General features: G+C 47.8%; 18 protein-coding genes. 10 read left to right on the top strand and 8 right to left on the bottom strand.

What is annotated here, in order from left to right:
- Positions 1-51 precede the first annotated feature (51 nt).
- The gene (locus KNQ03_RS08090) at positions 52-963 is read right to left on the bottom strand and encodes an iron-hydroxamate ABC transporter substrate-binding protein (RefSeq protein ID WP_214724227.1); all 912 of its coding nucleotides are present in this window, start codon (positions 961-963) and stop codon (positions 52-54) included.
- 3 nt (positions 964-966) lie between these two features.
- Positions 967-1,758: an ABC transporter ATP-binding protein gene (locus tag KNQ03_RS08085; RefSeq protein ID WP_029342815.1), complete on the bottom strand. Its 792-nt coding sequence runs from the start codon at positions 1,756-1,758 to the stop codon at positions 967-969.
- A 184-nt stretch (positions 1,759-1,942) separates the two neighbouring features.
- On the opposite strand from KNQ03_RS08085, the gene KNQ03_RS08080 reads away from it, so the two are divergent.
- From KNQ03_RS08080 to KNQ03_RS08065, 4 genes are all read left to right on the top strand, one after another.
- Positions 1,943-3,001 carry an NAD(P)/FAD-dependent oxidoreductase gene (locus tag KNQ03_RS08080; protein WP_029342814.1) on the top strand — a complete coding sequence of 353 codons (1,059 nt, stop codon included), beginning with the start codon at positions 1,943-1,945 and terminating at the stop codon, positions 2,999-3,001.
- A gap of 179 nt (positions 3,002-3,180) precedes the next feature.
- Positions 3,181-4,476 (top strand): cation:dicarboxylate symporter family transporter, encoded by a 1,296-nt coding sequence (locus tag KNQ03_RS08075; protein WP_214724225.1) that lies wholly within the window; start codon positions 3,181-3,183, stop codon positions 4,474-4,476.
- A gap of 181 nt (positions 4,477-4,657) precedes the next feature.
- Positions 4,658-4,945, top strand: coding sequence for a hypothetical protein (locus KNQ03_RS08070; RefSeq protein ID WP_214724223.1), 288 nt, complete (start codon positions 4,658-4,660; stop codon positions 4,943-4,945).
- 18 nt (positions 4,946-4,963) lie between these two features.
- Positions 4,964-5,260, top strand: coding sequence for a DUF2089 family protein (locus KNQ03_RS08065; protein ID WP_023469590.1), 297 nt, complete (start codon positions 4,964-4,966; stop codon positions 5,258-5,260).
- A 42-nt stretch (positions 5,261-5,302) separates the two neighbouring features.
- On the opposite strand, the gene KNQ03_RS08060 is transcribed toward KNQ03_RS08065, so the two are convergent.
- Positions 5,303-5,515: a DUF4305 domain-containing protein gene (locus tag KNQ03_RS08060; RefSeq protein ID WP_230088481.1), complete on the bottom strand. Its 213-nt coding sequence runs from the start codon at positions 5,513-5,515 to the stop codon at positions 5,303-5,305.
- 42 nt (positions 5,516-5,557) lie between these two features.
- Positions 5,558-6,250 (bottom strand): CPBP family intramembrane glutamic endopeptidase, encoded by a 693-nt coding sequence (locus KNQ03_RS08055; RefSeq protein WP_214724221.1) that lies wholly within the window; start codon positions 6,248-6,250, stop codon positions 5,558-5,560.
- A 220-nt stretch (positions 6,251-6,470) separates the two neighbouring features.
- Between KNQ03_RS08055 and groES the strand changes: the two genes are divergently transcribed.
- The 4 genes from groES to KNQ03_RS08035 all read left to right on the top strand — a co-directional run bounded on the left by groES (position 6,471) and on the right by KNQ03_RS08035 (position 10,245).
- Positions 6,471-6,755 carry a co-chaperone GroES gene (groES, locus tag KNQ03_RS08050; protein WP_023469587.1) on the top strand — a complete coding sequence of 95 codons (285 nt, stop codon included), beginning with the start codon at positions 6,471-6,473 and terminating at the stop codon, positions 6,753-6,755.
- Positions 6,756-6,787: 32 nt separating this feature from the next.
- Positions 6,788-8,428 carry a chaperonin GroEL gene (gene groL, locus KNQ03_RS08045; protein WP_023469586.1) on the top strand — a complete coding sequence of 547 codons (1,641 nt, stop codon included), beginning with the start codon at positions 6,788-6,790 and terminating at the stop codon, positions 8,426-8,428.
- A 221-nt stretch (positions 8,429-8,649) separates the two neighbouring features.
- Positions 8,650-9,270, top strand: coding sequence for a LysE/ArgO family amino acid transporter (locus tag KNQ03_RS08040; protein ID WP_214724219.1), 621 nt, complete (start codon positions 8,650-8,652; stop codon positions 9,268-9,270).
- Positions 9,271-9,306: 36 nt separating this feature from the next.
- On the top strand, positions 9,307-10,245 hold the full coding sequence (locus tag KNQ03_RS08035) for a HEAT repeat domain-containing protein (protein WP_149427958.1): 939 nt from the start codon (positions 9,307-9,309) through the stop codon (positions 10,243-10,245).
- Positions 10,246-10,352: 107 nt separating this feature from the next.
- Here the strand turns inward: KNQ03_RS08035 and KNQ03_RS08030 are convergent, their stop codons facing one another.
- Positions 10,353-12,143: an LTA synthase family protein gene (locus KNQ03_RS08030; RefSeq protein WP_214724217.1), complete on the bottom strand. Its 1,791-nt coding sequence runs from the start codon at positions 12,141-12,143 to the stop codon at positions 10,353-10,355.
- Positions 12,144-12,369: 226 nt separating this feature from the next.
- On the opposite strand from KNQ03_RS08030, the gene wrbA reads away from it, so the two are divergent.
- Positions 12,370-12,972, top strand: a complete 603-nt coding sequence (wrbA, locus tag KNQ03_RS08025; protein WP_035410786.1) for an NAD(P)H:quinone oxidoreductase — start codon at positions 12,370-12,372, stop codon at positions 12,970-12,972.
- A gap of 61 nt (positions 12,973-13,033) precedes the next feature.
- On the opposite strand, the gene KNQ03_RS08020 is transcribed toward wrbA, so the two are convergent.
- On the bottom strand, positions 13,034-15,466 hold the full coding sequence (locus tag KNQ03_RS08020; RefSeq protein WP_149427955.1) for a HAMP domain-containing sensor histidine kinase: 2,433 nt from the start codon (positions 15,464-15,466) through the stop codon (positions 13,034-13,036).
- Positions 15,467-15,681: 215 nt separating this feature from the next.
- Entirely contained in the window at positions 15,682-16,704 is a 1,023-nt protein-coding gene (locus KNQ03_RS08015) for a zinc-binding alcohol dehydrogenase family protein (RefSeq protein WP_214724215.1), read from the bottom strand.
- Between the two features lie 179 nt (positions 16,705-16,883).
- On the opposite strand from KNQ03_RS08015, the gene KNQ03_RS08010 reads away from it, so the two are divergent.
- Complete coding sequence (locus tag KNQ03_RS08010; RefSeq protein ID WP_023469579.1) at positions 16,884-17,324, top strand: hypothetical protein; 441 nt, start codon at positions 16,884-16,886, stop codon at positions 17,322-17,324.
- Positions 17,325-17,395: 71 nt separating this feature from the next.
- On the opposite strand, the gene KNQ03_RS08005 is transcribed toward KNQ03_RS08010, so the two are convergent.
- The gene (locus tag KNQ03_RS08005; RefSeq protein WP_035395745.1) at positions 17,396-17,908 is read right to left on the bottom strand and encodes a PCYCGC motif-containing (lipo)protein; all 513 of its coding nucleotides are present in this window, start codon (positions 17,906-17,908) and stop codon (positions 17,396-17,398) included.
- Between the last annotated feature and the right edge of the window lie 18 nt (positions 17,909-17,926).

The raw sequence follows: 17,926 nt of genomic DNA, 5'->3' as shown, positions 1-17,926 counted from the left end.
GAGTGAGCCACAAAAAAAGGGAGGAATCCCGCAGGTTCCCTCCCTTATTCATTATGCGCCAAGGAAACTTTTCTTGAAGAACTCGAGTTGACGTTCGAGTGTGAGCGGATCGTTGAAGTAGAACTCCTTCGAATCGACTTCGAAGACACGATCGTTTTTGACGGCTGGAATGTTCTTGAACGTATCCGTTTTCGTGAATGAGTTGTCCGCTTCCGCACTCTTACTGAAGACGAGGTAGTCGCCTGCGTATTCAGGAAGGACTTCTGGTGACAACGCGTAGTATCCATCTTTTAATGCCATCTTCGTGACTTTATCCGGCATTTTCAATTTCATTTCCTGATAGAGAATCTCTGTTCCACGACCCCAGTTATCGCCGAAGACGTAGAGTTGTTTATCGAAGCTTTCGATGACAGACACAGTAGCATCTTCACCGATTTTTGCTTTGATGTCTTTACCGGCAGCAGCAGCGCGTATTTTGAAGTCTTTGACCCAGTCGCGTGCTTCTTGCTCTTTGTTGAGCAATTTACCGATTTCGATGTGTTGCGTCAAGTAGTCGACTTTTCCGTATGTGTACGTAACTGTCGGAGCAATTTTTTTAATTTTATCGAGGTTTTTCGTTGTTGAGTAGCCGATGATCAAATCGGGTTCGAGTTCGATGATTTTTTCAACGTTCTCTTCCGATACTTCCGTGACATCTTTGAGTTTGTCGAACTTCGGATTCGCTTTTGACCACGAATCGACACCAACGACAGGAACGTCGAGTGCCATGACGTTGCCGGCAAAACCAGCGAGGACGACGACACGTTTTGGATTAGCCGGAACTTTAATGTCACCATTCTCCGATTTGTACGTGATCGTCTCGTTTTTCGACCCAGATGCTGCGTCGTCTTTTTTCTCCGTATTGCCACACGCTGCGATGACGAGCGTGAGAATGAGTAGAACCGGTAAAAGTAGTTTCTTCATGATTCAATCTCCCTTGATTAAGTTGTAGGTGATACACATCGGCTTGTTCGTCCGCGGATCGCGTCCGATTTCAGCATCGATATGGAATACTTCTTGCAAGACGTTTTTTGCGATGACTTCCTCACACGTCCCGGCTTTGACGACTTCGCCGTTTTTCATGGCGATGATATAGTCGGCGAACCTTGCCGCTTGATTCAAATCATGCAGGACCATGACGATCGTCCGTCCTTCGGTCCGGTTGAGATGCTCGAGCAGTTCGAGCACCTCGAGTTGGTGGGCGAGATCAAGATAAGTCGTCGGTTCATCGAGGAAGATGATATCCGTCTCTTGGGCGAGTGCCATCGCAATCCAGACCCGTTGACGTTGACCACCCGACAGCGCATCGACCGGACGGTGTTTGAATGCCATCGTGTCTGTTGCTTCGAGTGCCCAATCGATGATCTCGTAATCGTGTTTCGTCAAGCGTCCGAATCCTTTTTGGTACGGGAAACGACCGTATGAGACGAGCTCTGCGACCGTCAGACCACTTGCGCTCTCTGGAGTTTGTGGCAGAATAGCCATTTTCCGGGCAAGTAGCTTCGTGCTTTCCTTGGCGATATCGAGACCATCGAGCAATGCACGTCCTGATTGATGAGGAATGATCCGTGTCATCGCTTTCAATAAAGTCGATTTGCCACATCCGTTCGCCCCAATGATTGTCGTGATTTGTCGATCGGGAATTTGGACGGACAAGTCTTTGACGATGGGACGATCACCGTAGCCGATATTGATTTCTTCTGTTGCTAGACGTACCATACGCGACGACTCCTTCGTTGTTCTCTCCGTTTTCAATGATAATGATTATCACTATCGTCTCATTAACCATACCAGTCCTATAAAAACGCTGTCAACATTTTTTCTTGTGTTCAAGAGATGTTCACGTTATCATGAGGGAGTGAGAATGATAATCAATCGTAATCAAAGACGAGGAGTGAGTGAGATGAGGGAACAGGAGTTGTTCGACGTAACGATCATCGGCGGAGGACCTGCAGGGTTATATTCGACGTTCTATAGTGGTCTTCGGGGCATGAAGACGAAATTGATTGAGTATCAAGCAGAACTCGGAGGAAAATTGCACGTTTATCCGGAAAAGATGATCTGGGACGTCGGCGGACAGCCACCGATCACTGGTGAAAAACTCATGGCTCAACTCGTCGAACAAGGACTGACGTTCCAACCGACTGTTCAATTGAATGAAAAGATCATCTCGATCGCAAAAGACGTCTTCGGCAACTTCGTCTTAGAAGCAGAATCGGGTCGGATCCATTATTCGAAGACGGTCATCGTCGCGGTAGGCGGCGGCATCCTCAATCCACAAAAATTAAAAGTCGAAGGCGCGGAGCGCTTTGAAGTGTCGAACTTGAACTATACGGTCAAATCGATTGAACGCTTTAAAGGAAAGACCGTCATCGTCTCAGGTGGTGGGAACTCTGCGATCGACTGGGCGAACGAGCTCGAACCGGTCGCGAAAAAAGTCTACGTCACGTATCGCCGGGATTGTTTCTCAGGTCATGAGGCGCAAGTCGACCAGCTCGTCAAAAGTTCGGCGGTCTGTCTCCTCAACACGACGATTCACAAGCTGATCGCAAGTCCCGATCATCAACGGATCGCATCAGTCGAGTTGATCGACTGTCAAACAGACGAGATCGTCGAGATTCCAATTGATGAAGTCATCATCAATCATGGGTATGAACAGGATGCGGCACTGCTTGACGCGTGCGACCTCGACATCGCGCGGGTCGACGATTTCTACATCGCGGGGAACGCGGCGAGCGAGTCGAGTGTACCGGGTCTATATGCTGCCGGAGATATTCTTTCACACGACGGGAAGGTCCATTTGATCTCGGGTGCGTTCCAAGATGCGGCAAACGCCGTCAATCGGGCGAAACGCTTCATCGAGCCGGAAGCGCCAAAAGTAGCGATGGTCTCATCGCACAACGAAGTCTTCAAAAAACGCAATCGTGCGTTGATTGAGGAACGCGTCAATCAACAATCTTGAATAATGTTTAAACGTCCAAAATGCTTGGAAACAAGCGGATTTTGGACGTTTTTTTGTATGAATTTCATTTTTGTACTATAACAGAACGATTTGACAACGTACTGTATTTAGGACAAAATTCTACTTATGTTCCACTACATGTAGGATACAAGTAAGACGGATGTATAAGGAGGAAGGGTATGACAACTACGAAACGTAAGCCAATTGGCCTTGCCTGGCAAATTTTAATCGGCTTAATTCTCGGGATCACAGTCGGTGGTGTATTTTATGGGAATCCCCATGTCGCGGAGTGGCTTAAGCCAATCGGTGACATCTTTATCCGGATGATGAAAATGATCGTCGTTCCGATCGTCTTCACGACGATCGTCCTCGGTGTCTCATCAGTCGGTAGTCCGAAAAGTCTCGGACGTCTTGGTGTCAAAACGCTCGGTTACTTCACGATCGTGACGATGATCGCCATCTTCACGGGGCTGTTCGCAGCCAATCTCATTGAACCGGGTGCTGGTATTAACATGTCGACACTCGATAAAACGGACATTTCGACATATGTCGAAACGGAAGAGACGACACAAGACGCAGGACTCGTCGACAAGATCGTCAACATCGTCCCGACGAACATCTTGGACGCGATGGTCCGCGGTGACATGCTTGCAATCATTTTCTTCTCGGTCTTATTCGGACTCGGTGTCGGTTTTGCAGGAGAGAAGGGCCAACCGGTCGTTCGTTTCTTTGAAGGCGTCGCAGCAGCGATGTTCAATCTCGTCAATATCGTCATGAAATTCGCGCCGATTGGTGTCTTCGCTTTAATCGGTGTCACGGTCTCGACGTTCGGGATTGAATCGCTCGGTTCATTGTTTAAACTGATTGCGACATTATACGTCACAGCGCTTCTTTTCATGGTCATCGTCTTCGGTGCCATCATGAAATGGGTCGGGATTCGCGTTTCTGATTTCACGCGCATCTTCAAGGACGAGTTATTGCTGACGTATTCGACGGCGTCGTCTGAGACGGTACTGCCACGGATCATGGAAAAACTCGAGAAGATGGGTGTTCCGAAATCAATCGTTAGCTTCGTCGTACCGACGGGTTATTCGTTTAACCTTGATGGATCTGCGCTTTATCAAGCGCTCGCAGCCTTGTTCATCGCACAGATGTACGGGATTGATCTCTCGATCGGAACACAGCTGACGCTTGTCTTCGTCTTAATGCTGACATCAAAAGGGATGGCTGCCGTTCCTGGCGTCTCATTCGTCGTTTTACTCGCAACACTCGGTACGGTTGGTATCCCGGCAGAAGGACTTGCCTTCATCGCGGGGATTGACCGAATCATGGATATGATGCGCTCGGTCGTCAACGTCACAGGAAACACGCTCGCTTCACTCGTCATCGCGAAGTGGGAAGGTGTCCTTGACGAAGACCAACTCGAGACGTTCATGTCGACAGAAGGTAAAAAAGACGACGTCCGCAGTGCGTGATTGTCGTAAATATAAGGAAGGACTGAATCGTCAGTCCTTCTTTTTTTCGTCCTTGAAAATAGATTAAAGTCGATTGTTATTAAATAAAATCCCTTATTTTTGATTATAATTAAAATTTTATTGAATATTATTGATTATAAAGTTAATATTGTTGATATAATCATAAGGAAGAGGCGATAGGATGGAAACGGTAGGAATCGTCATTGGTATTGTCACAGTCTGTATCGTACAATTTTACTTAGCAAGGCGCGGGAGAGTCTGGAGTCTCATCATTCCAGCCATCATCATCGGTCTCGGAATTTACTGGTATTTCGGAACAGGACCACACTCAGCGGATCGAAAATCGGTGATTCGGATGGGAACGTTTGCCGGTATATGTTTGATGATCTCAATGGCTGAGATGGGTGTCGATACGCGCCGTAAGCAACTGAAGCGTGAAAAAGAACGAATGGAGATTCAAGATTTGTAAGAGAAGTGAGGGAACACGATGGAACGACAAGACGTGCCCGCTTGGGTACTGGCACTCGAACAGGAACATCTCGAGTTCATCCGGAAGTTCGTCTTGAGCTCCGGTTCATTGAAGGATATGGCAACGGCTTATCAAGTATCCTACCCGACCGTCCGGGCGAAGTTGAACCAGTTGATCGAGCGGATTGATTCGGTGCAGCAGGAAGATGTCGAATTCGTCAACATGATCAAGAACTTAGTCTTAGATGAACGGTTGAGTCTCGATGTGGCGAAGACGATCATCGATTCCTACCGCAAGGGTCAAGCGAAAGAATAAACCAAAAAACGAGATTCCCGTATGACGGAAATCTCGTTTTTTTTATTGCTTATCGTTCTTTTTGTCCTGTTCCTTCTTGATCATCTTCTTTGCTGCTGCGCGGAAGCGGAAGATCAAGTAGAGACGGTAGAAGTCGATCGCGGCGAACAACGTCAACAGGATCGTCCAGAAGTTGAAGACCGTTCCTGCTTCGACCGAGTTGTTGTAAGCAAGGAACATGAAGAGAATACCGAAGATGGCATAGAACACTGCCATGAAGTTCGAGCTTTGACGCATGAAAACACGACCTTTCGTAAATTAAGACATCGCGTAGATGGCGAGTACGACGATTCCGTTGTTAAAGACATGGATGGCGATCGGAGCAATGATCCGGCGCGTCTTGACGAAGACGAGCGAGAAGACGAAACTCATCGCGACATAGATTAAAAATTTGTTGTCCTGGTGAATCAGTCCGAACAAGGCACCCGTCAAGGTGAAGCTGAAGAAGAAACCGAGCTTCGAGGAGAGATTCCCGAACATGATATGCCGGAACAAGAACTCTTCCATGATCGGTCCAAGCAGGACGACCATGACTTGCAGGAGTGGGATGACTTGGATCGCTTGGATGATCTGATCCGTATTTTGCGATTTCGCGACATTCTCGATCCCGCCTGCCATCCAGGCATCGATCAAGTTGACACCGATCAAGAGCGCATACAAGAGCACGATCCCGATTCCGATCCATTTCAACGTATCCATCGGATCGGTTTGACGTCCCTCTGCCTTCCACTTCTGCCAATCGGGACGCAGGCAGTAGTAGGAGACGATGACGGCGACCGTGAAGCCGATCGCAAGCCACCAACCGGCGACGTCAGCAATGACGTTTTTCGGAAGGAAATATTGGAACGAACCCGGAACCAATTGGACGATCAGATAGATGATGATTGGGATGACGTGACGCTTTTGCCACTTCTCCGCCATCAGAAAAGGCAGACTGATTGGATTTTTCATCGTACAGGACACAACTCCTTTGTAATGAAGGTACTGTCCCGATTGTAACAAACAAACGGTCTTGGCGCACGATTGACGATGATTCAAAGGTGTCGATTTCGGGAAAACGGATAAAGGTTCAGGCTTGAATTCAGAAGAGAAAGCGTATAAGATAAAAATATGTTAGCACTCAACTAAAGTGAGTGCTAAAAAACAGTCATTTTCAAGGAGGATGTTTCGCATGTTAAAACCACTTGGTGATCGCATCGTGATCGAAGTCGTTAAAAAAGAAGAAACAACACTCGGAGGAATCGTTCTTCCTGGGTCAGCGAAAGAAAAACCACAAGAGGGTAAAGTCGTCGCTGTCGGTACAGGCCGTGTGACAGAGCAAGGCGTACGTGTACCACTTGAAGTGAGTGTCGGAGATCACGTCATCTATGCACAATATGCCGGTTCGGAAGTCAAAGTCGACGGCAATGAATACTTAATTTTACGCGAAAGCGATATTTTGGCAGTAGCCGAGTAATTCAGTTAATCATCTAAAGGGGGATTTCAGTCATGGCAAAAGACATTTTATTCAGTGAAGAAGCACGTCGGGCAATGCTCCGCGGGGTCGACGCATTAGCGGATGCAGTCAAAGTCACGATCGGACCAAAAGGACGCAACGTCGTCCTCGAGCGGAAGTTCGGTTCACCACTCATCACGAATGATGGTGTGACGATCGCAAAAGAAATCGAACTCGAAGATCATTTCGAGAACATGGGTGCAAAACTCGTTGCAGAAGTTGCCTCAAAAACGAATGAGATCGCAGGGGATGGTACGACAACAGCGACAGTCCTCGCACAAGCGATGATTCGGGAAGGTCTCAAAAACGTCACAGCGGGCGCAAACCCGATGGTTATCCGTAAAGGAATCGAAAAAGCGGTTCGTCGCGCTGTCGAAGAGTTGCACACGATCGCAAAACCAATCGAAGGTAAAGAAGCAATCGCCCAAGTCGCAGCGATCTCAGCAGCGGACGAAGAAGTCGGTCAATTGATCGCGGAAGCGATGGAACGTGTCGGTCAAGATGGTGTCATCACGATCGAAGAATCACGCGGCTTCACGACAGAACTCGACGTCGTCGAAGGGATGCAGTTCGACCGTGGTTACGCGTCACCATACATGATCACGGATTCAGACAAGATGGAAGCGGTTCTTGAGAACCCGTATATCCTCGTCACGGACAAAAAGATCTCGAACATCCAAGAGATTCTTCCAGTCCTCGAGCAAGTCGTCCAACAAAACAAACCACTTCTCATCATCGCAGAAGACGTCGAAGGCGAAGCACTTGCGACACTCGTCGTCAACAAACTCCGTGGTACATTCAACGCGGTAGCGGTCAAAGCACCAGGCTTCGGTGACCGCCGGAAAGCGATGCTTGAGGATATCTCGATTGTTACAGGTGCAGAATTGATCACAGAAGACCTCGGTCTTGATCTGAAGGAAACACAAATCACGCAACTCGGTCGCGCGTCGAAAGTCGTCGTCTCAAAAGACAACACGACAATCGTCGAAGGCCACGGACACGGGGATTCGATCGAAGCACGTGTCGGTACGATCCGTGCGCAAATCGAAGAAACGACAAGCGACTTCGATCGTGAAAAATTACAAGAGCGTCTGGCGAAACTCGCAGGTGGCGTAGCAGTCGTCAAAGTCGGGGCAGCAACTGAGACAGAACTGAAAGAACGCAAGCTCCGGATTGAAGATGCACTCAACGCGACACGCGCAGCGGTCGAAGAAGGAATCGTAGCAGGAGGGGGAACAGCCCTCATTCACGTCACGAAAGCCGTCGAATCGATTTTGTCGGTCTCAACAGGCGACGAAGCAACAGGTGTCAACATCGTTCTTCGCGCACTCGAAGCACCACTTCGTCAAATCGCGGAAAACGCGGGTCAAGAAGGTTCAGTCATCGTCGAACGTCTCAAGCATGAAGCGCCAGGAATGGGCTACAATGCGGCAACAGATGAGTATGTCGACATGATCGAGACAGGAATCGTCGATCCAGCGAAAGTAACGCGTTCAGCACTTCAAAACGCAGCGTCGGTTTCAGCGATGTTCTTAACAACAGAAGCCGTCATCGCCGATAAACCAGAACCAGCCGGATCTGCTCCTGCAATGCCTGATATGGGCGGCATGGGTGGAATGGGCGGAATGATGTAAGACATTTCATCTAAAAGTACTGAATCCTAGTAAATAGGGTTCGGTACTTTTTTATACTTCAAATTTCGGAATAAGTTGCATAATTATTCTTTTATTTGTAATATTATACTTAATGTTTAAACGGTATACATATATAGAATTAACTTGGAATGAAAGGAGATTTAATATTTAATCGTCGACTTACGTTCAGAGATCAAAGAGAGATAGGGGTCATTAATTAAATGAATGAAATTTTAAAAGGCATAGTAACCTCGGGTACACTCATCGTCGCAATCGGCGCTCAAAATGCGTTCGTCCTTAAACAAGGTTTAATGAAAAACAATATTTTCTGGGTGGCGCTAGTATGTTTCTTGTGCGATGTGTTGTTGATGTGTATGGGCGTAATGGGAGTTGGTACCGTCATCAAGAATAATACGTTTGCAAATGTTGGTCTTGCGATTGTTGGAGGACTATTCCTTCTCTTGTATGGATTTAAATCTTTTCGTAGTGCATTTTCTTCATCACATACAATGGATGTTTCAACAGATTCTAAAATCATGCCCATTCACAAAACGATCTTACTTACATTAGCAATTACACTTTTAAATCCACATGTATACCTAGATACGGTCGTCGTCATCGGTGGTATTGCTGGAACTTTGACATTTGATCAAAAAATCAATTTTTTAATCGGAGCTTTGATTGCCTCATTTGTCTGGTTTTTTGGATTAGGATATGGATCGAGATGGCTCATTCCTGTATTTAAACAACCAAAAGCGTGGAAAGTATTAGATTTTGGAATCGGATGCTTAATGTTCTGGCTATCGTATCAATTGATTCAGTTTGCTTTAGAACAAAGTTAAATAGATATTTAAAGGGTTAAGGAGCAACTACCAAATATGAAGGACGATGAGATTTTATATTTAGTTGAACAGATGTCTGATGAAGAATACCTCTATCATGAAGAAATGAAGTGCTATACGAACGAAGGATCACCATCCGACTTAGCTTATGTAAAAGTCCGTCAATTTAGGGACGTGAATATGCTTCTGATATTAAACACTTTACTCGATAAAGTGAAACAAGCAGAACAAAAACAACATCTTTATTTTATGATTGGAACGATTGGTGTGAATTCAGGAGATGTTCGTGCAGGAATGTTATTGCTTGAAAAACTGGAGCAAGAGACAAAGCCGAGTCTTCTTGAAAGTATTCTGGAAGAACTAGCAAAACAACAATGCATTCCTGATACAGAACGAATTGTAAAATACATAGACGATTCTCGGTCGTCTGTTCGAGAAGCTGCGATTCAAACATTGCGAGCCTGTCGAGATGAGGCAGCAGAAGATGCATTAATTCGTTTGATTACGACATCAAATAACTCTTTTGATATCATGAGTGCTAATTTTGTTTTAGCCAAGATTGGAACAGAGCGAGCCGTTCCTTATTTGACTCCTTTGTTGGATCATTCTCGAGGAGACGTGAGGCATTCGGCTTTAGCTGCACTGAGTGAACTTGGAAATGGATTAGATCTTTCAATATTTTTGCACGGATTAAAAGATCGATCTAGCAATGTGAGAGAGTGTGCGTTAGTCGAAATTGAGCGACATGGTGATGAAGTAGCGATTGAGCCGGTGATTAAACGTTTACAAACATTAGTGAAGCGAACGCGACAAATACAAACAGATGAAGTCCTAATCGCTTTTCGATTTTTACATCGATACCAGCATTCCTATCAAGCGATTCCTAAACTATTTCATTGGATCATTCAAACAAAAAGAAAAGTCTTGTTTGACGAAGAATGGCAATGGATCGAAGACCATTTTACTTGCTATTGATGGGCTCGAGGATAGGTGGAGATAACAATCAATAAACAAGCCTGACCTTCTTCACGTCTAGTGAGAAGTCAGGCTTGTTTATTTCAATAAAATTAGCTGCCCTTTGATTACTCCAGTTCATTCTCCTCAATAATCTTATCCGACAGCTTTAACTGCTCACTCACATCCTTCACCTGATCGCGACAGAACTTCATCTCAACTTTTTTCTCGGTCGATACGTCATAACAGGTGCCTTCGCCTGATACTTTCGTCAAATCCGCTTCATAATAATAGTCCTTGTAGCGGAACGAACCATCGCGGAAGCCCGTCAGATTTGGTTTGTCGTCGACGAGGGATTGTCCCATCATATAGGACGTTTTGAGATTCAATAGATCAATGATCGTTGGTGCGATATCAATCTGTCCGCCATTCTCTTTCATGACCCGACCGGTTTGCTGGTCGGGTTTTTTGATGAAGAGCGGGATGCGGCGCTCGAGCTCGAACGCAGCAACCGGAGACGAGACATCCGCCTTTTTACGCATTTCGCTTCCTTCATTGACGAGTCCACTATCGTGATCGCCATAAAAGATGACGAGGGACTGATCCCAAAGATCCCGTTGTTTCAACTCGTCGATCATCTTTCCGACACCGGTATCGACGTAATGCGCGGTCTCGTAATACCGTTTCAACATCGGATCCTTATATCCGGACAGATCAAGCGTCTGATCTTCCTTGTCGATCTCATACGGCGTATGACTCGTCAGCGCGACTAAAAACGAGAAGAACGGTTCTTGCAGTGTCTCCATGTGATCAATCGATTCGAGGAAGAACTGTTGATCGTTCAGTGCCATGCCGATTTTCTTCTCTTTTGAATAATCCTTTTGGCTGAAGAAGTGCTTAAAACCGATGTTCTGGTAGACATCGTCACGGTTCCAGAAGCCTTTTTCGTAAGCATGCATCGCTGCCGTATCGTATCCGTTCTTCTCAAGTAATGCAGGGAGCGGCTCGAATTCATTCGTCGGGTATTGTGTATAAACAGAGCCTGATTTTAATGGATAAAGTGACGTGTTCGTGATGAACTCGGCGTCTGAAGTTCGTCCTTCATGCGTCTGGTGGTAGAGCGACGAGAAGTAGAGCGATTCCTTCTTCAATTGATTCAGGTTCGGTGTCACTTCCTCACCATTAATGGTTTGGTCGATGACTGAAGCTTGGAACGATTCGAGCTGTACCAAAATGATATTCGGCGTCTGCTTCGGACCGGTCGGATTCGTCTGTTCCTTTTGATTGATGCGCTGTTGTTCCTGTGCCGTTAGTCCGTCGCTCGGTCGTCCGGTCACGCCTTTGAACACATCCCACCCGTGATAGCCCCAAAAGCCGAACAGGTAGTAGTCACGCATATCGGAGATCGTTGCCGTCGGTTGACGATCTTCCGTTAGCGTCCGGTAGGTCAGTAGCGAAGCAGACAAGACGATCCCACTGATTGCGAGTAGACCAGCTGTCCGGTGTCGTGTTTGCGCCGTCGTCACTTCCGGTCGCTTGCGGAAAACGAAAAGCAGTAGTACGAAAATCAAACTATCAGCGAACAAGAGGAAGTCTTGCGGCACGATCAAGGCAGTGAAGCCGCTACTGACGTCACTCATCTGCGTCATCTGTGAGAGGAGCGAGACGGAGAGGAAGTCCTCGAAGTAACGGTAGTACCACATGTCGGAAGCCAGTAGAAAACTGTGCGCGAGCAGTAGACCGAGCCAGACCCAGCGGCGTTTATTCCACGGAATCAGCAACGTCCAGCTCGACAGGATCAGCATCCCGGCCAGGTTCATGAGTGTTAAATGGAGCGAAAGATCGGTCTTTGTAAAGTAACTAAACAGCATGAACTTCAGCATGCCGAGTAACAGATAAAGGGTGTAGCGAATCGCCATGGTCAGTACTCCTTACGTGTGTCTTCACACGTTCTTTACCCTAAACGTTTGATGGTGGAACGCCCAGATGTGGACAGCCATGTTCGCTCGTTCCATGATGTAGTCGAAAAATCGGTCTATATTTCCTCTTGAATTCAAACAATTGACGTTAATTTGCGCAGAAAGCGGGAATAGAAAGCGTGTACGTCCATCGTCCGTCACTGTCTTTTAAAAAAGGAGCGAAGTCATGTCAAACGTGAAACTAGCGGTCATCTATTACAGCGCAACCGGAACGAACCATCAACTTGCCTCATGGGCAAAAGAAGCGGGAGAAGCAGCGGGGGCGGAAGTCCGCCTTGCGAAAATCAAGGAGACAGCCCCAGCAGAAGCGATTGCTTCGAACCCATTGTGGCAAAAGCATGCGGAAGCCACACGTGATATCGAAGAAGCGACACCGGATCTACTCGACTGGGCAGATGCGATTATCTTTAGCGTCCCGACACGTTACGGTCATGTCCCAGGACAATTCCAACAGTTCCTCGACACGACAGGCGGACTGTGGGCACAAGGCAAACTCGTCAATAAAGTCGTCAGTGCGATGTCGTCGGCACAGAATCCGCATGGCGGTCAGGAAGCGACTGTTCTCGCGGTCTATACGACGATGTTCCACTGGGGTGCGATCGTTGCGGCACCGGGTTATTCGGATCCGGTCTTGTTCGCAGCGGGTGGAAATCCATATGGTACATCGGTCACTGTCGACCAAGACGGCAACATGGTCGAATCCGTCGAACCAGCCGTGCGCCATCAAGCGAAACGGACGGTTGAAGTGGCAAGCCGTCTCAACTCATAACATTACCTAATTCAAAAAGCGCCGGAATGCTGATTCGCATTCTGGCGCTTTTTCATATGCATCATGTGTTTTGTGTCAACGGAAGTTCGACTGTGAACGTCGAACCTTGTCCTTCGATCGACTCGACATGGATTTCTCCATCATGCCCACGCGCAATTTCGCGACAGATTGAGAGCCCAAGACCAGTACCGCCGATTTGACGGGTGTCCGAATTGTCGACACGATAGAATTTTTGGAACAAGTTACTCATCGCAGAAGCAGGAATCCCGATACCCTCATCTTGAATCGCGACGGTGACACGTGACGCGTGTCGCGTTAGTTGGATATCGATCGTTCCACCCGCTGGTGAGTATTTGATCGCATTGTTGATCAGGTTACTGAACAATTGGCGAATCTTCTTCGCATCCCCCTCGACGATCAGCGGTTCGACGTTTCGGAATATTTCAATCGCGTGGGAAGACGACGACAGGCTATGCAACTGTTTCAAATCACGAATCATCGCGACGATATCAAACGGTGCCATTTCGTATTCCTGACGGTTTGCTTCCATCCGTTGCAGGTCAAGGAAGTCATTGATCAACAGCGAGAGGCGTTCTGTTTCCGAATGGACCGCTTCGAGATACTTCTTCTGTCGCTTCGGTGGCAGGTCGCGCTGAATCATCAGCTCAGTGAAGCCATAGATCGACGAGAGTGGTGTCCGCAGTTCGTGCGAGATTGTCGAGACGAGTTCGTTTTTGATCCGGTCAATCTCGACTTCATTCGTCACGTCACGTAAGACGAGTAGAATCCCGCGGAACTGTCCACCATAATGAATGCTCTCGGAGTACGTCTTGATGAAGCGTCGCTCGTGATCAATCGAGAAGGTGATTCCTTCACCGATTTCACGCTGAACGAACGTCTTTTTCAAGTAACGTTCGAATTCCGGTAGTTGGTCGACGCGATGCTTGAGTTGAACGACAGACGGAGTGATGTTCATCAGTCCGTTCTCATCGAGACTGTCATCAACCGGATGGTCAAACAGATCGAGCAACGGTCGGTTGATCAATTGAATATCGCCTTCGGGTTCGATATAGACGATCGATTCACGAATAGAGTTCAATAGTCGCGCCGTTTTTTCCCGCTCACGTTCAATCTCGTCGAACGTCCGCATCCGCAAGAGTGACAATGCCAGCTGGCGCGCGAAGGCGGCTAGTTCTTCCTGTTCGTAACGATCAAACCGATCCTGATCGCGGGACAAGAAGATATAGGCGATGATCTCATTTTGACTCGGATCAAGAACCGGTGTGACAGCGCGTGCGACTTCGTCCTCGAACTGTGTATGCGGTCGTCGATCTTGTCGCGACTCACGCAATAACGGCTCAATCGTTGGCATCCAATCCTCGACTGTGAGCGGTGTCTGTGGATAAAAGACGATATCGATGACTTTTGTTCCTTCTTTAAAGATCAGTGCGCCTTGATCAGACTGCGTGATCTCAACCATCTTTTGGATGACAGAAGGATAAGCACTGATGCTATCGCGCGATGCCAGTGTCTCCGTCAATTGGTTTCGCAGGCGCAAGTGGGACTCGTTCCGTTGCGTCAGTTTCAATGCATCTTCGAGATTGACGTTCGTTGACATCAATTGATGTTTGTTTTCAATCAAAGCTGTCGCCATCTGATGGAACGATTTACTCAATTCACCGATCTCGTCAGCACGGTTGAGTGGAATGAGTGGTAACGTATGCTCACCGCTTGCAAGAAGTTTACTCTCCTTGCTAAGAAGATGGATTTGTCGCGTCGTCCGTTCGATGAACGGGCGGACGATGAGCAAGATGACGAGGAATAGGACGAGCAGATTGACGAGCCAAATCCACTCAGCGTACTTTGTCTGAGTGACAAGTTGTTCTTTTGCACCGAGTTCTTTCGCACGAAGACTACTCCGATAGTTCGTGAACGTACTCTCCATCGTGTTGACACTTTTACGCATCGTCTCACTGTTCGAGGCATTCATCTTGAATTTCCGATTCGGGTCCCGTGGTACTTGTGGCATCATCGCTTTTAGACTTGGCATCTGCAGGAAACGCTCGTCAATCGTGCCCGATTGCTTTGCTTGGACGTATTTAATCAAGCTGGGCATGACGAAATTGGTATAAGAATTATAGAGCGACCGGATATCAGACGCATAGATTTGATCCGCCTTGTAGAGACGATTTTTCTCAAACCAAGCCGTCTGTTGTTCGAGTGATGCCTTCTTTTCATCAATCACGTCGAGCACGGCATCGTCACCGAAGACGATATAGCCGCGCATCTCGTATTGAAGGGACTGCCAATCGTCCCAGAGTTTTGTCGCTCGATCTTCGCGCAAGCTGATCGCATCGAGCTCTTGTTTCGCATCCGTGACTTGGTGGTTCGTATAAAAATAAGCAGCCAGGGAAGAGATCGATAGTGTAATAAGAATGAGATAAAACGACGACATGATCTGTCGGCTGATCTTTTGATTGAACCATTTTCGCATATGGATTATGGATGCTCCTTTGTCTATGTGAGTCAAGCGTCGATTAGATGTATTACGTTGGAATATTTGTTACCGTAATCGTACATTTTTTAGACGAATAAATATAGTCATAATGCTTAAAATATCTTCAAAGTAAGAGATACAGGTTCACAAAGAAAACTTAGAACGACAAAAAAGCAGGACGGGATTTTACTCCCAACCTGCTCCGATGCCCATTAATGATGTTCGACGACAATCTTCCCAATCGTTTTTCCGCTCTCGACGAGACGGTGTGCTTCTTTCAGATTGTCAGCGTTCATGCCGATTAACGTCTGTGTCACCGTCGTCTCAAGTGTATGTTCTTCGATCCATGCTGCGACTTGCGTCAGAATCTCATGTTGGCGGATCATGTCCTCTGTCTCGAACAGCGGACGCGTGAACATGAACTCCCAGACGAACGTCGCACTCTTTTGTTGGAGCGCACTTAAATCGAGTTTTTGATCCGTCTCGACGATGCTACAGATTTTCCCTTGTGGTGCAATTACATCGACCATCGTCTCAAAATGTTGGTCCGTCGCATTGAGACAGAAGATATAGTCGACGTATTTGTAGCCGAGGGCTTCCAGCTGAGGACGGAATGCCTCGTGGTGATTGATCGTATGATGTGCACCGTGTTCCTTCGCCCACTCAATCGTCTCGTCGCGTGACGCCGTTCCGATGACGGTCAGTCCAGCGTGATTCGCGAGTTGTGTTGCAATTGAACCGACACCACCAGCAGCTCCGATGATGAGGATCGTCTTCTCGAGATTCGACTTAGCGTCAAACGTCAATCCGAGACGATCGGTCAATGCTTCGTAAGCTGTCAGCGTCGTCAACGGGAGAGCAGCGGCTTCGCTAAAGGTCAACCGTTCCGGCTTTTTGGCGACGATCCGTTCATCGACGAGTTGGAAGTCACTGTTTGACCCTGGGCGCTGAATCGCACCGGCGTAATAGACTTCATCACCGACTTGGAAGAGGGAGGCATCATCGCCGACTTCAACGACGACTCCGGCTGCATCGTAACCGATGACCTTCGGCGCGTCTTCATCTTTCCCGTGAGCACGGACTTTCGTATCGACCGGGTTGACGGAGACGGCTTTAATCTCAACTAAGAGATCGTGTCCCGTTGCTTCCGGGCGTGGTAGTTCCAGGTCAATCAGACTTTCGTGTTCCGTCAGTGGTAAGTGTCGGTGGAAACCGACGGCGGACATATTCGACATCGACAATCATCCTTTCCAGATAGGAATCGTTTCTCTCCATCTGTTCCACGCCTATTCAGTCTTAAAACCAGTTGCGAAACTTTGAAAACGGATTCCCCTTCTGTCGTCAACGAAAGAATGCTGGATAGATATGGTAGCATATGAGAGTAGCTATCAATTTCGAGAAGGAGCGATTTTGTATGTATGACGTCATCTCTCTACCGGCAGGACCGACTCAAGTCACGATTGAACGTTACCTCGTCCATGCCCACCCGCACCCCCGTCCGTATCGACCCGCGCGTTTGATTGCCTTACGTCAAAGTGGTGGCGTCATGCATCGACTGTATCGCACGGAGCGGGAAATCGTGCTCTCTCCGCACGAGGCACTCGCCCCACAAGTCCAGCGGCTCTCGTTCTCGCAACAGGAGCGTGTCCTTGCGTATATCGAAGAACGTCGCGCGAGCTTCGGTTTTGATGAAGGGGAGGAATACAAATTTTACTTACTCGAAGTGGCATACGAGCTCCGTCATCTGCCACGAACGGATCGACCGATTCGGGCGCATACGTACTATCAACTGGATGAGCTGTTGTCGGGTCGACCGCTTGTCTTGCGAGCTAGAAGTCAAGAGCGCTCCACATGAGACAGAAAAACGGAACATGAAAAAGCAGTCCGCCTTTCCTTACGTTCATCGCGAGGAGGGCGGACTGTTTATTAAAGTGCTGGCGTTGGCGTCGGTGTGACACCGGTCTTTTTATAAGCTTGATCGATGGCAGTCCGGATTTCCTTGACGGAGCTACCTTTTTGATAAGCAACGATCGACTGTGCTGCGATATCGAGACACGTGCCGCACGTGATGCCGTGCGTCGTCCAGGTCGTGGAACTAGCAGTCTGCTCTTCGATGAAGCAGTCATAGTTGCTTGTATGACCAGCAGACTCACCGCAACCGCAATAACAAGGCATCTTCTTCAAGAGATCAGGATGTTTAGCGACGGAGCGGTAAATCGTCTGGATCGACTCATCCTGTTCGTTCAGAAAAGCGGGTAACGTGTCTGGTCCCGCGGTCTTCTCGAGTTGATCACCAGCACCGTGGCTGGCATGATCAGCATGATCTCCGTGATTCGTCTGTTCTGTTTTTGGAGCACCCGTTTGATCAGCTGTTCCGCATGCAGCGAGCAACAGGCTGATACTGAGGGGAAAGGCGTAACGATATAGTCGTGTTTGCATAATGTGCCTCTCTTTCAT

The organism is Exiguobacterium sp. s143, assembly GCF_018618895.1.
In the GTDB taxonomy this organism is placed as follows: domain Bacteria; phylum Bacillota; class Bacilli; order Exiguobacteriales; family Exiguobacteriaceae; genus Exiguobacterium_A; species Exiguobacterium_A abrahamii.
This window is presented reverse-complemented; position numbering and strand designations above follow the sequence as displayed.

Bases quoted from the DNA above. Each gene is read 5' to 3' on its own strand.
- KNQ03_RS08005 (WP_035395745.1), bottom strand. From the start codon at position 17,908: ATGCAAACACGACTATATCGTTACGCCTTTCCCCTCAGTATCAGCCTG.
- KNQ03_RS08055 (WP_214724221.1), bottom strand. From the start codon at position 6,250: ATGAAAAATCCAATCAGTCTGCCTTTTCTGATGGCGGAGAAGTGGCAA.
- KNQ03_RS08085 (WP_029342815.1), bottom strand. From the start codon at position 1,758: ATGGTACGTCTAGCAACAGAAGAAATCAATATCGGCTACGGTGATCGT.
- KNQ03_RS08065 (WP_023469590.1), top strand. From the start codon at position 4,964: ATGGAACGACAAGACGTGCCCGCTTGGGTACTGGCACTCGAACAGGAA.
- KNQ03_RS08030 (WP_214724217.1), bottom strand. From the start codon at position 12,143: ATGGCGATTCGCTACACCCTTTATCTGTTACTCGGCATGCTGAAGTTC.
- KNQ03_RS08070 (WP_214724223.1), top strand. From the start codon at position 4,658: ATGGAAACGGTAGGAATCGTCATTGGTATTGTCACAGTCTGTATCGTA.
- groL (WP_023469586.1), top strand. From the start codon at position 6,788: ATGGCAAAAGACATTTTATTCAGTGAAGAAGCACGTCGGGCAATGCTC.
- groES (WP_023469587.1), top strand. From the start codon at position 6,471: ATGTTAAAACCACTTGGTGATCGCATCGTGATCGAAGTCGTTAAAAAA.
- KNQ03_RS08060 (WP_230088481.1), bottom strand. From the start codon at position 5,515: ATGGCAGTGTTCTATGCCATCTTCGGTATTCTCTTCATGTTCCTTGCT.
- KNQ03_RS08010 (WP_023469579.1), top strand. From the start codon at position 16,884: ATGTATGACGTCATCTCTCTACCGGCAGGACCGACTCAAGTCACGATT.
- KNQ03_RS08035 (WP_149427958.1), top strand. From the start codon at position 9,307: ATGAAGGACGATGAGATTTTATATTTAGTTGAACAGATGTCTGATGAA.
- KNQ03_RS08015 (WP_214724215.1), bottom strand. From the start codon at position 16,704: ATGTCGAATATGTCCGCCGTCGGTTTCCACCGACACTTACCACTGACG.
- wrbA (WP_035410786.1), top strand. From the start codon at position 12,370: ATGTCAAACGTGAAACTAGCGGTCATCTATTACAGCGCAACCGGAACG.
- KNQ03_RS08020 (WP_149427955.1), bottom strand. From the start codon at position 15,466: ATGCGAAAATGGTTCAATCAAAAGATCAGCCGACAGATCATGTCGTCG.
- KNQ03_RS08040 (WP_214724219.1), top strand. From the start codon at position 8,650: ATGAATGAAATTTTAAAAGGCATAGTAACCTCGGGTACACTCATCGTC.
- KNQ03_RS08080 (WP_029342814.1), top strand. From the start codon at position 1,943: ATGAGGGAACAGGAGTTGTTCGACGTAACGATCATCGGCGGAGGACCT.
- KNQ03_RS08075 (WP_214724225.1), top strand. From the start codon at position 3,181: ATGACAACTACGAAACGTAAGCCAATTGGCCTTGCCTGGCAAATTTTA.
- KNQ03_RS08090 (WP_214724227.1), bottom strand. From the start codon at position 963: ATGAAGAAACTACTTTTACCGGTTCTACTCATTCTCACGCTCGTCATC.